The 16085-nt window shown below is 62.2% G+C and carries 12 protein-coding genes; 8 read left to right on the top strand and 4 right to left on the bottom strand.

All coding sequences use genetic code 11. The features are described 5' to 3' along the window. Positions 1 to 16 precede the first annotated feature (16 nt). Together APH33_RS12505 and APH33_RS12500 are read right to left on the bottom strand one after the other, a co-directional pair. Entirely contained in the window at positions 17 to 484 is a 468-nt protein-coding gene (locus APH33_RS12505; protein WP_054885439.1) for a VOC family protein, read from the bottom strand. Positions 485 to 595: 111 nt separating this feature from the next. Further along, positions 596 to 2215: an NADP-dependent glyceraldehyde-3-phosphate dehydrogenase gene (locus tag APH33_RS12500; protein WP_054885438.1), complete on the bottom strand. Its 1620-nt coding sequence runs from the start codon at positions 2213 to 2215 to the stop codon at positions 596 to 598. A gap of 138 nt (positions 2216 to 2353) precedes the next feature. Between APH33_RS12500 and APH33_RS12495 the strand changes: the two genes are divergently transcribed. Next, on the top strand, positions 2354 to 3955 hold the full coding sequence (locus APH33_RS12495; RefSeq protein WP_054885437.1) for a bifunctional diguanylate cyclase/phosphodiesterase: 1602 nt from the start codon (positions 2354 to 2356) through the stop codon (positions 3953 to 3955). 11 nt (positions 3956 to 3966) lie between these two features. Here the strand turns inward: APH33_RS12495 and APH33_RS12490 are convergent, their stop codons facing one another. After that, positions 3967 to 7566 carry a leucine-rich repeat domain-containing protein gene (locus APH33_RS12490; protein ID WP_054885436.1) on the bottom strand — a complete coding sequence of 1200 codons (3600 nt, stop codon included), beginning with the start codon at positions 7564 to 7566 and terminating at the stop codon, positions 3967 to 3969. A 341-nt stretch (positions 7567 to 7907) separates the two neighbouring features. Between APH33_RS12490 and APH33_RS12485 the strand changes: the two genes are divergently transcribed. The 7 genes from APH33_RS12485 (at position 7908) to APH33_RS12460 (ending at position 15049) form a co-directional block, all read left to right on the top strand. Next, positions 7908 to 9065 (top strand): hypothetical protein, encoded by a 1158-nt coding sequence (locus APH33_RS12485; protein WP_054885435.1) that lies wholly within the window; start codon positions 7908 to 7910, stop codon positions 9063 to 9065. A 74-nt stretch (positions 9066 to 9139) separates the two neighbouring features. Then, on the top strand, positions 9140 to 10276 hold the full coding sequence (locus tag APH33_RS12480) for a glycosyltransferase family 61 protein (protein WP_054885434.1): 1137 nt from the start codon (positions 9140 to 9142) through the stop codon (positions 10274 to 10276). A gap of 215 nt (positions 10277 to 10491) precedes the next feature. Then, complete coding sequence (gene eppA, locus APH33_RS27405; protein WP_177332388.1) at positions 10492 to 10668, top strand: EPS-associated small membrane protein EppA; 177 nt, start codon at positions 10492 to 10494, stop codon at positions 10666 to 10668. Positions 10669 to 10955: 287 nt separating this feature from the next. Further along, the gene (locus APH33_RS12475) at positions 10956 to 11501 is read left to right on the top strand and encodes a polysaccharide biosynthesis/export family protein (protein ID WP_054885433.1); all 546 of its coding nucleotides are present in this window, start codon (positions 10956 to 10958) and stop codon (positions 11499 to 11501) included. A gap of 25 nt (positions 11502 to 11526) precedes the next feature. After that, entirely contained in the window at positions 11527 to 12645 is a 1119-nt protein-coding gene (locus APH33_RS12470) for a hypothetical protein (protein WP_054885432.1), read from the top strand. Positions 12646 to 12665: 20 nt separating this feature from the next. Beyond that, positions 12666 to 14231 (top strand): Wzz/FepE/Etk N-terminal domain-containing protein, encoded by a 1566-nt coding sequence (locus tag APH33_RS12465; protein WP_054885431.1) that lies wholly within the window; start codon positions 12666 to 12668, stop codon positions 14229 to 14231. An 11-nt stretch (positions 14232 to 14242) separates the two neighbouring features. Beyond that, positions 14243 to 15049, top strand: a complete 807-nt coding sequence (locus APH33_RS12460; protein WP_054885430.1) for a CpsD/CapB family tyrosine-protein kinase — start codon at positions 14243 to 14245, stop codon at positions 15047 to 15049. Positions 15050 to 15096: 47 nt separating this feature from the next. Here APH33_RS12460 and galE read toward each other — a convergent pair whose 3' ends face one another. Then, positions 15097 to 16059, bottom strand: coding sequence for a UDP-glucose 4-epimerase GalE (galE, locus tag APH33_RS12455; RefSeq protein ID WP_054885429.1), 963 nt, complete (start codon positions 16057 to 16059; stop codon positions 15097 to 15099). Positions 16060 to 16085: the final 26 nt, after the last annotated feature.

Genomic DNA, 16085 nt, shown 5'->3' with positions numbered 1-16085 from the left:
GCTTTCAACTCGTCGCTCAGCTGCCGCTGAACATCTTGGCGGCGCGGGCGCGGATTTCGTCGGGGCTCAGGTCTTCCTTGTGGGTGGAGACGAACCAGATGTTGCCGAACGGGTCTTTCAGAGTGCCGCTGCGGTCGCCGTAGAACTGGTCCGTCACCGGGTGCAACGAGGTGCCGCCGGCCGCCAGGGCCTGGGCATAAACCTTGTCGCAGTCCTCCACGTACAGGTGCAGGCCGACGCCGGCACCGGTGAGTTTCTGGCTGGCGGTCAGGCCGCCCTCGCGGTCGCAAGGGTCGCCGAGCATCAGCGAGGAGTCACCGATGCGCAGTTCGGCATGGCCGACGGTGCCGCCCGGGCCTTCCAGGCGGAACATTTCGGTGGCGCCAAAGGCCAGTTTGTAGAACTCGATGGCCTTGGCGGCGTTGTTGATGGCCAGGTACGGGGTGATGCTGTGCTGGCCTTCGGGGATCGGTTTGGCTGCCATGTGCGACGCTCCTTTGCAAGGGGCGCCGATGGGCGCCCTGATGCAATAGAGTCGTCTGCGCATGGGGAAAATCGACAACCCGGCTAGATCGATTTTCTATAAGCGCGGCGGTCAGAAGATGTAGTCGGTGGTCAGGAAGCTCGACTGGCGGTTACGGATGATCTCGCTGATCAGCGCCTTGTTGGCCTCCTGGAAGCGGGTCGCGACCAGGGTGCGAATGGAGAATACGCGCAAGGCATCGTGCACCGACAGGGTACCTTCGGCGCTGTTCTTGCGGCCGTTGAACGGGTAGGTGTCCGGGCCGCGCTGGCACTGGGCGTTGAGGTTGATGCGGCCGACCTGGTTGGCGAAGATGTCGACCAGGTGGCCGACAGTGGCCGGGTCGTTGCCGAACAGGCTCAGCTGCTGGCCGTAGTCGGAGTCGAGCACGTAGTCGATCACGGTCTGCAGGTCGCGATAAGGCACCACCGGTACCAGCGGGCCGAACTGCTCCTCGTGGTAGACGCGCATGTCGCGGTTAACCGGGTAGAGCAGGGCGGGGTAGAAGAACGAGCCGCGGCTCTGCCCGCCACCGTCGTTGAGAACTTGCGCACCCTTGGCTTTGGCGTCGGCTACCAACTGGTCGAGGTAGTCGACCTTGCCCGGCTCCGGCAGTGGCGTCAGCGCGACGCCCGGCTCCCAGGGCATGCCGGGTTTGAGCGCGGCGAGCTTGCGCTGGAACTTGTCGAGGAAGGGTTCGACCACATCCTCGTGCACGAACAGGATCTTCAGCGCCGTGCAGCGTTGGCCATTGAACGACAGGGCGCCGGTCACGGCTTCTTCCACGGCATTGTCCAGGTCCACCTGGGGCAGGACGATGCCCGGGTTCTTCGCATCCAGGCCCAGGGCCGCACGCAGCCGGTGCGGGCGAGGGTGCAGTTTCTTGAGGTCGCTGGCGGCTTTGTGGGTGCCGATGAAGGCGAATACATCGACCTTGCCACTGGCCATCAGCGCGCTGACCGTTTCGCGGCCACGGCCATAGATGACATTGATCACGCCCGGTGGGAAGCTGTCGCGGAACGCTTCGAGCAGCGGGCGAATCAGCAGGACGCCGAACTTGGCCGGCTTGAACACCACGGTATTGCCCATGATAAGGGCCGGGATCAGCGTGGTGAAGGTTTCATTGAGCGGGTAGTTGTAGGGGCCCATGCACAGCGCCACGCCCAACGGTGCACGGCGGATCTGGCCAAGGGTGCCTTGTTCCAGTTCGAAGCGACTGGAGCGGCGGTCGAGGTCCTTGAGGGCGTTGATGGTGTCGACGATGTAGTCGCAGGTACGGTCGAATTCCTTTTCCGAGTCCTTGAGGTTCTTGCCGATTTCCCACATCAGCAGGTTGACCACGGCGGTGCGCTGCTCACGCATGCGCGCGAGGAAGGTTTCCACGTGCTGGATACGTTCGGCCACGCGCATGTTCGGCCAGGCGCCACGGCCTTTGTCGTAGGCGTTCACTGCCGCGTCCAGGGCGGTGAGGGCGGTGTCGGCATCCAGCAAGGGCGCGCTGCCGAGCACGACCTGGCGCTCGCCATCCGCTTCCTTCAGCCAGACCGGGCTGCGGACCGTGGCCAGTGGCCCGTCCCAGCGCCGGAGTTCACCGTTCACCAGATAGTCGCGTTGTTCCAGTGGTGCTTCCAGGCGCCAGTTTTCAGGAATGTCTTCGGCGGTCGGAAACAGCGAATCGAGCAGATGTTCCATGGGTACTGCACCTCACGTGTCTGGACGGGTGAAACGCTTCAGCTTCGAGCATGCACCCTGGGCAAGAAAAACACCAGTCTGGCTCAATTTCGCCGGCACCGCGCCGATACAGGGGCAATCGCTCCCGCCTGCAGGCTTATGACCCCGTCCAATTCCCCGATGACCTACGAACAGAAACAGACCACCGGCACGCTGCGACGGGCCCTCTGCCGCTTGTTGCCGGTGGGCGTTTCCCTGGCCGGTATCGGCGTGTCCATGGCCCTTGGGCACGTGGATATCCAGCGCCAGCAAAACCACCAGGTCGCAAGCCTGTTCTACTCGCCGTTGTTCTGGTTCGCCTTGACCTGCAGCGGCCTGCTCAGCCTGTTCATCGCGCAGATCAACCGCAAGCAGCGCCAGTTGCGACAGCGTAACCGCGAGCTGCAGCGCTCCCAGGCGCAGCTGGAGCGCCTGGCGCATTACGACACCATCACCGGTTTGCCCAACCGGGTGCTGTTCCAGCAACAGCTCGCCGAGGCCACTGCCCAAGGCCATGGGCTGGCCGTGCTGCTACTGGATATCGACGGGTTCAAGCAGGTCAACGACAGCCTGGGTCACGCCATGGGAGACCTGCTGCTGCAGCAGGCGACTGCGCGCTTCTTGCAGGAACTCGACAGCAGCGACCGGGTATGCCGGCTGGGCGGTGACGAATTCGTGTTCATGCTGCAGGGCACCCAGGGACAGGTCAGCCACCAGTTGCGCGAGTTGCTGCGCTGCCTGCAGCGGCCGTTCGACCTCAATGGCAACGCCGCGCTGGTGACCGGCAGCATCGGCCTGGCCTGGTGCCCGCAACATGGCGAGGACGTCGGCAGCCTGCTGCGCCATGCCGACACGGCCATGTATGCGGCCAAGGAGGGTGGGCGCAACGCCTGGCGCCCCTATCACCCGGACATGACCGCGCGGCTGCACCAGCGCCTGGAACTGGAGCGCAACTTGCGCCGGGCCTTGCAGGAAAACGAGTTCGAACTGTGGTACCAGCCGAAGGTCGACCTGTTCAGCGGCCAGCTGGAAGGTGTCGAAGCCTTGCTGCGTTGGCGTGATCCGGACCATGGGCTGGTTCCGCCCGGCGAGTTCATCCCGCTGGCCGAACGTACCGGCCTGATCATTCCCTTGGGCGAGCGGGTACTCGATCTTGCCTGTGCGCAGATGGCCGCCTGGCGCGCCGCCGATTGCCTGCCGGGCCCGCTCGCGATCAACGTGGCGGCGCTGCAGATCGAGCGCAGCGACTATGTGTCAAGCCTGGCCATTGCCCTGGAACGTCATGGGCTGGCACCTAACCTGCTGGAAGTGGAAATCACCGAGAGCCTGCTGATGGAAAGCCAGCAACAGGCCTGTGCGGCGCTGGCCCAGTTGCAGGCGATGGGCGTGGCCACGGCGGTGGACGACTTCGGTACCGGTTATTCGTCGCTGGCCTACTTGCGCGCCTTACCCATCGACCACCTGAAGATCGACCGGGCGTTCATCAAGGACTTGCCGGATGACGATGATGCGGTGGCCATTGCCCGGGCGATCATCGACCTGGGGCATGCGCTGGGCTATCGCATCACTGCCGAGGGGATCGAGACCCAGCAGCAGTATGACTTCCTGCGCAATGCCGGGTGCGACCAGGGCCAGGGCTACCTGCTGGGGCGGCCGATGCCGGCCGCCGAGTTGCAGAAGTGGATCGCGCACAATCCGCTCAGGGCGCGTTTGCCACGTTGATGACAGCGTGCTTACAGTGCGATATCGAACAGCTCGTGGGCGGGCCGCGCCAAGGCGTGCTCGCGCAGTTGCGGGTTGTGATCGATCGCCGTCAGGCGGCGCCAGAATTCAGTGCGGGCACGCCTGGGCCTTGAAGTGAAGGGTTCGAGGTCCAGCAGTGATCTCAGGTCTCGGCGGTACTGCAGCGGCAGGCGTTGCCATAGCGCCTCTTCATGGGGACCCGCGCCTCTGAAGAACTCATCGTAATCACTTTCATCCACCAGCAGGTCCACCTGATGCGCGGCGTTGTAGGCCTCGACTTCCTCGAGCATGCGTGAGCTGAGCCATTGGCTTTCAAGGCGCATCGCCTGGGCGACCGGCTGCGATACTCGAAAGTTGGCCGGTAGCTGCTGCAACTGGTTGCCGGCCAGGTCGAGCGTCACCGGCGTGATGGTGATGCTCTCCAGCCCTCGGGGCAACTCGGTCAGCGCGCAATTGTCGAGGAACAGCGTGAACAGGCGTGGCATGCGGCTCAGGTCGGGGGCGCGCAGCAAAGGGTTGCCCCCCATGTCCAGCACGCCCAGGTTGGTGAACTGGTCGAACATCTGTTGGGCGCTGTCGTCCCAGGTGATGCGGTTGTTGTCCAGGTCCAGCCACGCCAGCGCCTGGGGATTGGCCAGGCGCGGCAAGCGGGCGAAGCGGCAATGGCTCAGCAGCAGGCGCTTGAGCCTGGGGAAGCGTTCGTAGAACTCGGCGGGCAACAGGCTCAGGTTGCGGTTACCTTGAAGCGACACATGCTCGATGTGGGTGAAATCGTCCGGCAGGGCGAGGCTCGCCAGATCACGGTCCTCCAGGTCAAGGCGCGCGAGGTCCAGGCTGTAGACCATTGCGTCCTGGCCCAGCCGCAACCTGGAGATCCGTCGCCAGGCATTGATGATCGGGGTAACGGCCTGCTGTCGCCGATGGGGGTAATGCGGGTCGGGGCGTGCCCACTCGCCAAGGTCGCGGCGCAGGGCTTCCAGACGTTGCTCGAGGTTGCGCATTTCTGCTGCCGGCGAACGCCCTTGCTGTTGCCAGTCGTCCATTGCGCTCAGGAACTCCTCATCGGTCGAGGCGGGGTACAGACGGCGGTAGCGGCTGGCCAATGGCACTTGCAGATAGGGACCGCTGGGCAGTGTGCGACGACCGCCTCGCAAGCCTGTCCGAGCGCTCTGGCGCCGGGCGCCAGCGCCCCAGAGGCGCTGCAGCAACTCGGTGCGGCGGGGTTCGGTCCAGGCCACTACGCGCTGGCGCAAGGTGTTGCCATCGGTGGTCGAAATACCCAGAGCTTTGCGCCAGGCGCCTGGTAGTGCTTGTTCGACTGCCCGGCACAGGTCCTGGTCCTGAGGCGCCGGTGCAGGTCGTTCGCCCAGATCGGCCTCGTAACCTCTGGCTGACTTGATCACTCGGCAGACCGTGCCTGCCAGGCTGCTTCCGCTGCTGTCGAGCAGCGGGCCTTGCGGGCTGCCTGCGCGCAGTTCGAGGCGGAGGTCAGCAGGCCATTGCGGCATGTCATCGAGGCAGCTCAGCAACAGCCGTTCACTGTCGGTGGTGCCTTGCTGGTGCACCAGCAGCCCCTCCAGCGCGCGAACCAGTGGCCATTCGCGGTGTCGCTGCAAAAGCGGTTCTGCTTCGTTCTGGATGAGCTCGAGCGGCTCGCCGGACATGCGCCCCAAGGTGTCGAGCATCAGCGCGGGCGCCGGCCGGCCTTCAAGGTGTACCAGACGCAAGCGCGCTGCGTCGACGCCGCATATCTGGCCGGCCAGTTCCAGTTGTGCGGGTGTGAACGCCGCGTAGTCCTCGCCCAACCGTCGTGCCAATACAGTGAATGGCCATGCCTGCGGCTGTTCGTGAGCAGCGCGCCAGGCGCCCTGACCGTTATGTTCCAGCGGCGGCTGGTAGGCGTCCGCTGCCTCGGGGTGGACGATCCGCCACTGCTGAATGTGCGGGTCGAAGCGCTGTTCATAGAGCTGGCCGTCCATGCGGATGTAATGCCTGTCCCCCTGCAGGTATTGGCCTTGCGCATTGGCCGGCAGCCCTTCTGGCAACACCTGGGGACTGCGGTAGGGTAGCAGATCTGGCTGCCAGAGCCGGTCGCGGCCATCGCTGCAGCGAACTTCCTGCAGGCTTTCCAGCAAGGGGCTGCTGAACAGCTTCGGCACGACGCGGCCTGCGGTTGCCAGGCCTCCGATCACGGCCAGATTCAGACCGACGGCCTCAAGGTGCTGCAAGGCCTGGTGACGGTCGCCTTCGTGCCACGCTTCATAGCCTTCGTAGACCTCCCCGAGCAACTGGCAGGCCGTCACAGCCAACATGACGGTGCCCACGGACGGGATGAAGAAAGCGGCCAGGTTGAGCACGTCCAGGCCAAGGCTTTCCCACGCTGCGATGCGTTTGGCACGGGCCTGGGCATCGGCCACGGCAGTCGGTACGGCGATTTGTTCGGCAGCGCTTTTCAGGCGGGCCAGGTGTTGGTCCTGATAAAAGTCGAAGGGCTTGCCGTTGATGGCCTGGAGGGTGGGGTGCAGGTCGGCCGCGCGGGTTTCGTCAAGATTTTGTTGCAGCAGGTCGAGCATGCGCGGCTGGTCGGCCTGGCTCAGGTACGGATGCAGGCGCTGTCGGTTCTCTGGCGCCTTCAGCAGCTCCACCAGCAGCTGGTGGATGGCGTCGACGTCGGTACAAAGGTGCAGGGCAGGGCTGTCGTCGGGTAAATAGAGCAGCCAGCCTGAGCTGCCCGCATCGATCAGCATCACCTCATGCAAGACGATGCCGAACAGTGCCAGTTGCCAACAGGGCACGTCGCCGCCTTGCAGCAATTTGTCCACTTGGTCGCGTGTAGCACCGCTCAGCGCGTGGCGCAGGTAGGCAACGTCGGCGGCCAGGCGCAAGCGGTCCCGTCGAACCGCGATGGCCTGTTCCCTTGCCTGCGGTGCGGCGAAGCATTGCTGCAGATGCGCTTGGTAGGCCCCCCCTAGGTCGAGTTCGCGGCACAGTTGGGCAAACGCCTCCGGGGTGAGCGCCAGTCGCTCGACTTCATAGCGCTCGGATGCCAGCAGAAAATGCCCGGGTGGCGTCTGCGGGCCGGTTGGCGCTCTGCCATCCACCGTGATGCGCGTCACATGGATCTTGTCGCTCAAGGCAATGGCACTTTCCCGTGTGAACGTTTCGTCATCGGCGAAGTTCTGCAAGGCAGCCTGCAGCAAAGGGTCACGGCGATGACTGTACAGATAGCCCGACACGCTCCAGGTCCACGTGCGTTCGACGCGCAGCAATTCGCTGCCGTGCAGCGATGCCGTAAAGCCGGCTTCGGCCAGGCGCGTCTGTAGCAACGGTTCGGCAAATTCGCTGATTTGCTTCAGGCCTTTCAGCGAACTGGCCAGCGCTGCCTGGGCGCTCTGCAGGCGAGCATGGCTGGCCGTTACGGATTCACGCAGATCAGGCGCGGCATTGTTGTACCAGTCTTGGTCAAAGGCCTCGACGCGCTGGCTGCGGCGCATGGCTTGCCAATGTTGGGGTGTGATGTGGCGGGCCCAGAGGGGCAGTTGCGCAGAGATCAGCTCTGCATGCGGCACAGCGTCAGTCAGGTTGGCCATGTTGGGGCTCCTTCGTTGAAAGAGACCATCAGGCCGCAGTTGCAAGAGCGCGCTGTGGTAGTGGGGTAGCGCAACGTGTGAACGTGGCACTGCGTTATATATAGCGAAAGCCGTTGTGGAAGCCGCCAGGTAACGGGAAATTTGACGCCATTAATGACGCTGCAATGCTGTCAAGATGCCGCTTGCCAAGCAGCATTCCTGCATCTTAAATGGTTACTGAACATGAAGGCCGCATCCAAAGTTGAGGCTTTATAAATCAATTGGTTATGCCGGCTTTATCGCACCGCTCTTTTGTTTTCCGATCAGCCCCGTTGACAACATCAAAGGATGTCGAAGCAGACATGAAAGAGAACCTGGCGGCTGTGGCGCGAAAAGTGATCTCGCCTTCCATGCGCTACGAGATCCGGACTGTTTCAAGCAAGTTACGCGAAGTGCTGGCTCGAACTTGCTTATGGCGCTGGGAAATCTCGCGTTTCCGCCTGCAGCAAGCCAGCCCTTACGAAATTCTCTACATCGGTCGCAAGCAACAGCGCGAAATGGCCAAGCTGCTGATCGGCGGCAAGGGCCAGCAGTCAGCCGTCGAAGCGGCCGAGGCGGCTGCACCGGCCACCAGCCGCCACCTGGTGGTTGTCAGCGAAATGCCGACGTCCGGCGCGTTGACCGTGCCCCATTACCTGAGCGCGGTGGTGCCCCTGGGGCGTTCGCTCGATGACATCACTGCTCGCTACGACAGTGAATTGCGCCGCAGCATTCGCAAGCACCGCCCGCTCTACCAGATGCGCCAGACGCTCGCCGATGACGAGATCGCCATGGCCGATCAACAATTGTTGCGGCCCTACGCCACGGCCAGGCAGGGCATCCATGCAGCGCAGTTTCCCACCGACGAAGTGTTCCGTCTGGCCAAGGGAGTCGGGCGCCTTGACCTGATTACCTGCGGTGAAGAGGTGATCGGTTGCCATTTGGGCTGCGAGATCACGCGCGATGGCAAACGCTATTGGAGCACCCTGCGCTTCGGTTATTGCGAGGCGGTGTTCTCAGACCCGAAAAGGCTGCGCGAGGTCAACTCGATCACCACCTTCATGGCCCTCGAATGGGCTTTGGCCAACGGCTATGACTATTACGATATCGGCCTTTGCCTGGCGCGGCCGGACGATGGCCTGCTGAAGTGGAAGCGCCGGCGTGGTGGCGATATCGATGCCTTGGGCAACCATGCCTACCTGTTTGTCCGCCTGCCGCGCACGGGGACCGCGCAGTTCCTCTGGGATACACCGCTGTTTGCTGTCGAGGGCAACAAACTGACGCTGCATCTGGGGTTGCCAGAGGGGCCGAGTGACGACGAGGTCGCCAGCCGTTATCACGAAATGGTGTTTGGTGGGCTGCACAAGATCTACCTCTATGGCGCCAGGAGCAGCGGCGAGTCATTCCTGCAAACCCTGCGCTCGCGTTACGCCACGCTACAGTCCCCGCCCATGATGGAACGGGTTGTCGTTTCCAGCTGAACCGGCTTCAAGGCATGCCAGGAATGCGTGCCTTGCCTCAGGCCAGAGACGTGTCACCTCGGGAGGGGCATTTCATGGGTAGCGGTATCTCGAACCTCAGCGGTTCTTCGCTTGCCAGCCAGAACACTTGGACCCTGGCCGCCTACCGGCACATCGCGCGCAAGCGCCTGGCACGCAAGGCCGATATCGATATCAAGCGTGTCGCCGAGAAAACGTGGGATATCGCCCCTGGTGAAACAACCGTATCGCCGCCGGCGTTCTATTTGCCCAACCAGTTGGAACGCGTAACGGGCTGGGAGGCCAAGCGCTTCTACCCGTATGTGCATCCCGGGCGGACCATGGAAGGCGGGATCACGGTCGAACAGGGGCCGACCCGGGGCTACCTGTTCAAGGATGTCTGGCTGGTCGACGGTGCGTTGTACAAGGGTAATGCCAGCCACTGGTTGTCGTTGAAACCGGGCCGGTTCCCTGGCATCACGGTGGATCACGAGATCGACCGTGGGGCCATCTACTGCACCCAGAACGGCAACACCTGGTTCGGTACCTGGCTGATGGAAGACTGCCCGACCTATGCCTTGGCCTGCGAAGAAGGCGTGCCGGTGACCACGGCGCCCTCGGCACGTTACCCGCTATTCACCCAGGGGCCGGCGTATGAGCGCTGGCTGGGCATGCAACCGCTGCGCACGCGTGGGGCGTTTTTCCGCGAACTGGTGTTGTTCGACGACCTCAGCAACAACCGCAGCAGGTATTCGCGTTATCGCGCCATGGGTGACAAGCTGTTGTCGCATGTTGACTCTTCGCCGCACCCGGGGGTGTTTATCCTGCGTGGCAGCGAGGGCGACTTGCGCCTCATGCGCAATGAGCTCGAAGTCGCCATGCACCTGCAGAAGTACCGTGGTTTTCGCATTGTCGACCCGATGAAAACCGATGTGCCAGGTATCGTTGCCGCCTGTGCCGGGGCGCGGACGGTGATCGGCGTTGAAGGCAGCCAGTTGGTACACGGGGTCAATGTATTGCAGCCCGGCGGTTCGATCCTGGCGCTGCAGCCGCCGAACCGGTTTGTCAGCTATTACAAATACCTGACGGATCGCGATCATCAGCACTTCGGTTTCGTGGTCGGGACGCCGCAAGGTGAAGGCTTCACCATCGATGTCGATGAAGTGGAGCGAACGCTGGATCTGTTCCCATATTCAACCTCGACGGGGCGATGATCGACTGCCCGGCTGCGTGCGCAATGCAGCCCTGGCACGGCGTCGAGGTCGGCGAATTCATGTTGACGGCTTTTTGACTCTGCCAGCCCTGTCCGATTGAGATTTATTATGGTGTCGGATCATTGACGTAATGTCATTGTGCCCATAAGCTCAAATCAACAGCGATCCAGTCTTCCGCCAATAAATAACAACGTTCCTCTTTGAAGGTGACGAATATGCGCTCGACCTTGCTCATCAAGTCTTTCTTCCTGTTGGTGTTATTGACTGGTGCAGCGCGAGCGGCGGATTCTTACTTATCGGAAAACACTATTGTGCCGCTGTCCACGGCGGGCTGGTTGTTCGCCGCCGCCGTGATCGGTTTCATCGCGGTGGCCAATAGAAAGAAGATCTAAGTTGTTTCGGTTTTATCGCGATGCCAATGCGTTGACGCTAAAACGTGGACGTTTATGTTTTTCGGGGTGGCCGATGCTTGTCAATTTTACAGCTGTTGCTATATTCCAGTAGCCAGCGTCCTCGACGCGAACAGTCGATAAACAGGCAGGCAGGGCGGCATCGCGGCAAAGCGCCTCCAGGATGGGTGTGGCCGTCGCAGCAAACGGGCTGCGAAGCGGAGCGAGAGGTTCGTCGTTGTACTCATTCAGTGCTCTTAACCTGGGCCGACTGGCCGGAGGGATCCCTCATGGTACGTTTGCTGATGTCCGTTCTCTGCGCCCTGGTAGTCGGCTCTGGCAGCGCCGCCGCCGACACGTCCTCCTCGACTTACCTGTTAAGCCCCGGTGACAAGGTGATGATCTCGGTGTGGCAGGAAGACACCCTGCGCCAGGAAACCGTTGTTCTTCCCGATGGCAGTATCACTTTCCCGCTGGCAGGGCGTGTGGATGTTGCCGGCCTTGAAGCCACTGCCGTGGCAAAGAAAATCGAGACCGCGTTGAAACCTTACCTGGCCCAGCCAAATGTCAGCGTGGTCGTCACCAGCACCGCGGGTAACCTGGTATATGTTCAAGGCAAAGTGATCAAGCCCGGCCCGGTGCCGATGGCAGGCCCTACGGCGGTGCTTCAGGCCCTGAGCATGTCGGGTGGAATGGACAAATTCGCCGACGAAAGTGCCATCAAGGTCATCCGCGGCCAAAAGGTCATGCCGGTGCGATACAAGGATCTGGTTTCTGGGCGTGACATGTCCACCAACTTCCAACTTCAGGCTGGCGATACGCTGGTCGTACCCTGACTCTCCTAATAATTAAGAACGACTTGTGCCTATCAATAAAACGACGAGTGTTGTAACGGCAATCATGATGATGCCGTTCTCCGGGGTGGTTGATGCCGCCAACTGGCAGTCTTCAGTCGAGGTTCCCACGACTGTCGAGTACGACAGCAACCCATTGCTCCTTACCTCCAAGGAGAAAGGTGTGACGCGTACCATCATTGCGCCTGATTACACCCTTGTAGGTCAGTTCGATCGCGACCAGCTGCGCATGGGCGTGGGCATGCATGTGCTGCGCTCATCCGACCGTTCGGTGATGGATGACCGTGAAGACCCCAACCTGAGCCTGGGCTGGCAACGCGAAACCGAAAGCGGTGGCTTTGGCCTGCTGGCGCAGTACGATGAAAGCTCGACGCTTTCTGGCGCGGTGCAGGATACCGGTGTGGTGACCACCACCGACGGCACCCAGAAGATGTCACGGCTCACAGGCAACTGGAGCAGCGCGGTAACCGAGCGCAGCACCCTGGCCAACGAACTTCGCTACTCCCACGCCAGTTACAACATCAGTACGCTGACCGGTTACGACGAGTACGCCAACGATTTCACCTGGACGTACGCCTGGAGCGAACGTACCGACATCATCACCGGTTTCGAAGCGCGGCGTTACGAGCCGGATGACACCACCACGGCAGTCGCCACCAACAGCTATGTCCCCAGCATCGGTCTGAAGTACCAGTTCTCCGACAGCCTGGTCGGCGCCATGCATGTCGGGGTCAACCAGACCAATGGTGCCGGGACTCAGCGCCGTGGTGAAGGCGGCGCATCGCTGACCTACCGCGGCTCACGCCACGAGGCCAGTTTCAGTGCCGACCGTAGCACGATGTCCAACGCCCAGGGCGGTGCCGCCGAGATGGACATGGTGCGTGGCAGCTGGAGCTACCTGCTCACTGAAACCACCCGGGTCGGCGCAGACGCCTGGTGGCAGGACAGCAAAGGGCAGAACCCCAATACCCTGCAAACCTACAGCGTCTGGGCCAGCCGGGCGTTTTCGCCGGCCTGGGACCTGCGGTTTTCGTTGTTGTACAAGGAGCGCCAGCAAAAGGGCCTGCCCAATGCCGACGCTACCATCGCTGGTTTGACGCTGACGTACCGATACCCCGACATCTGAATTTCGGATTGGTGGCCACTATGAAATCTGAGTACGAGCTCTCTATCAAAGATTACATCGCCATCATCAAGGACCGTGCCTTGTTGCTGGGGATCGTCATAGTGGTCGTGGTGGCCGCAACCATCGGGGTGGCGATCAGCGTTCCGCCGATCTATCAGTCGACCGGGACCATTCTGGTGGAGTCGCAGCAGATCTCCCCGGACCTGGTCTCGGCCGGCAACAATACCTTTGCCGATGAGCGTATCGAGGTCATCCGCCAGCGAGTGATGACTCGCGAGAACCTGCTGCGGATCATCGACAAGTACAAGCTGTTCGCCGACCGCGGCAGCCGCTTCAGCGAAACCGACAAGATCGAGCAGATGCGCAGTGCGATCGTGGTCGCCACGCTCAGCACCTACGTCAAGGGGCGCGGCGAGGCCACCGTGGCCTTTACGGTTTCCTACGAAGACAAACGCGCCGAAGTGGCCAAGGAAGTGGCTGACGAACTGGTGTCGCTGTTCCTCAACGAGAACATGAAGCAGCGCACCGAACGCGCCACCGAAACCACCGAATTCCTCACCCAGGAAGCCAACAAGCTTGGTGCCGAGCTGGCCGACCTGGAAAACCAGCTTGCCGATTTCAAGCAGACCCACGCCAACGCATTGCCCGAGAACCAGCAACTGCGCATGAGCATGCTCTCGCGTTCGGAGCTTGAGTTCCGCGAAGTGGACCGCGACTACAAGTCTGCGCAGGAAGAACTGCGCTACCTGGAGCTGGAGCTGGCCGCAGCCAACGCCGGCGCGCCGGCCCAGACGGCCAACGGCAGGGCCGTTGCGCCCGATCCGCAAGACCTGCCAGGCCTGAAGGCGGAGTATGCACGCCTGCTGACCAAGTACACTGAAGCGCACCCGGATGTGGTGGCGGTCAAGCGCAAGATCGACGCGCTCAAGGCTTCTGGCGACCAGGGGATCGCCGTCGCGGGAGCCACCAACCTGGATGCCGCCAGGGTCCGTACCAAGATGGCTGCCGCGCAATCGCGCATCGCCTCGCTGGCCGAGCAGAAGCGCCAGCTGACCACCAAGATGGAAGGCTACGAGGCCGATATCCTCGAGGCACCGCAAGTCGAGCGCGGCTTGGTGACGTTGATGCGCGATCACGACAACGCGCGCAAGAAGTACGAGGAAATCCGCAACAAGGAAATGGGCGCGAAAATCACCGAAAGCCTCGAGCAAGAGAACAAGGCCGAGCGCTTCGTGTTGCTGGAGCCGCCGCTGATGCCGGAAAAACCGGTCAAACCCAACCGCAAGAAGATCGTCGCCCTTGGCCTAGTACTGGCCCCGGCCGCTGGCGGTGGCCTGGTGATGCTGCTGGAAATGCTCAATCAGCGCGTGCGCGGTGTCGGTGCCCTGGAGAGCGTACTGGGCCGGCGCGTGCTGGTGGCTGTGCCGTATATCGCGACCAAGGCGGAAAAGGCCAGGCGCAAGCGGCTGCTGACCATGATGGTCGCGGCCGCTTTGCTGGTGGTTGCTATCCTGTTGGTGGGTGTCCACATGTTCTACATGCCTCTGGACCTCCTGCTTTTCAAAGCTATGGCTCGGTTTGAATAGGGAGCGCAGCGATGGACAGAAGTACGCCGGCTATTGGTAAGAACATTCATCAGGTTTCGCCAGCCACGTCCGATACGGCGCAGGTGCCATCGGTCATGGACAAACCCGGGGAACTCGGGCTGTTCGATTATGTGCAGACCAAGGTGGTGCCGCTGAATGCGGACCACCTGGAGCGCAACCGGATCGTTTCCTTCAACAAGAACTCGAACCTGAGCGGGGCGATCGATCTGCTGCGCACCCAGGTGCTGCAGGCCATGGAGGACAATGGCTGGCGCACCCTGGCGATTACTTCGCCAACCCCCGAGGCGGGCAAGACGGTGCTGGCGGTCAACCTGGCCATGAGTATCGCCCACCACACCAACAAGACCGCTTTGCTGGTGGACTTCGACCTGCGTCGGCCACGGGTTGGCAGCAGCCTCGGCTTGCCGATGGAGAAGGCGCTGAACGACGTGCTCGATGGCAAGGCCTGGCTCGAAGAGGCGTTGGTCAATCCGACCCTGCCACGCTTCGTCGTGCTGCCGACACGCGAGCCGGTACCGATGTCTACCGAGGTACTGTCGTCGCCCAAGGTGAACACCCTGATCGGCGAGCTGCGCGACCGTTATGTATCGCGGATCTGCATCTTCGATTTGCCGCCACTGCTGAGTTCGGACGATGCGATCACCGTGCTGCCGCGGTTCGACTGCGTGCTGCTGGTGGTGGCCAATGGCATGAACAGCAAGAAGGACATCGAGGATTGCCTGTATCACCTGGCTTCATCGAACCTGGTGGGAGCGGTGTTGAACAAGGCGGATGAGCAACCGCGGACCTACTATTGAGTGAGAGGTGGCCCCTTCGCGTCGAGCAACCGTGAAGGGGCTGGCTGTCACTTCCAGGGATACTTCAACTCCCACGCCCACGCATGACTGACGATCTCATCCAGTGACCTGAGCGCGGGCTGCCAGCCCAGCATGGACCTGGCTTTCTCGGCATCCGCCACCAGCCGGGGCGGGTCGCCAGCGCGGCGGGGGGCCTCGATCACATTGATCTGCCGCCCGGTAACCGACCGCGCAGTATCGATCACTTCCTGCACCGAGAACCCCAACCCGTTGCCCAGGTTGAACGCCGTCGTCGCGCCGTCGGCCTGTAGGTACTCCACGGCCAGGGCGTGCGCGCAAGCCAGGTCGGCAACGTGGATATAGTCGCGGATGCAGGTGCCATCCGGGGTGTCGTAGTCATGGCCGAACACGGTCACGGCCTCGCGCCGCCCGGAGGCCGCCTGCAGGATCAATGGAATCAGATGGGTTTCCGGCTCGTGGCATTCACCCAGCTCACCGTCCGGGTCAGCGCCTGCGGCATTGAAATAGCGCAAGCTGACCGAACGCAGGCCATAGGCCCGGTCGAAGTCTTCGAGCATCTGCTCCACCATCCACTTGGTGCGCCCGTAGGGGTTGATCGGCAGCTTGCGGTGTTGCTCGTCGATGGGAACAGACAGAGGGTCGCCATATACGGCGGCGCTGGAGGAGAAGATCAGCCGCTTGATGCCTGCCCGTACCATGGCCTCCAACAGGCTGAGGGTCGAGCAGACATTGTTCAGGTAGTACTTGTCGGGGTCTGCCACCGACTCGCCGACCTGGATGAACGAGGCGAAGTGGAACACGGCCTCGAAGTGGTAATCGCCGAACAGGGTGTCCAGCGCGTGGCCGTCGGCGATGTCCAGGCACACCCATTCGACGCCGGATGCCGGCGCCTCGAGGTCTGCCACCACCACGTCATGGCCGGCACGCAGCAGGTGCTTGACCATGTGTGAGCCGATATAACCTGCACCACCGACAACCAGATACTTCATCCAATCCTCCTGGAGCAGACGCAGCG

It is taken from the genome of Pseudomonas sp. NBRC 111130, from assembly GCF_001320485.1.
Classification (GTDB): Bacteria; Pseudomonadota; Gammaproteobacteria; order Pseudomonadales; family Pseudomonadaceae; genus Aquipseudomonas; species Aquipseudomonas vlassakiae.
This window is presented reverse-complemented; position numbering and strand designations above follow the sequence as displayed.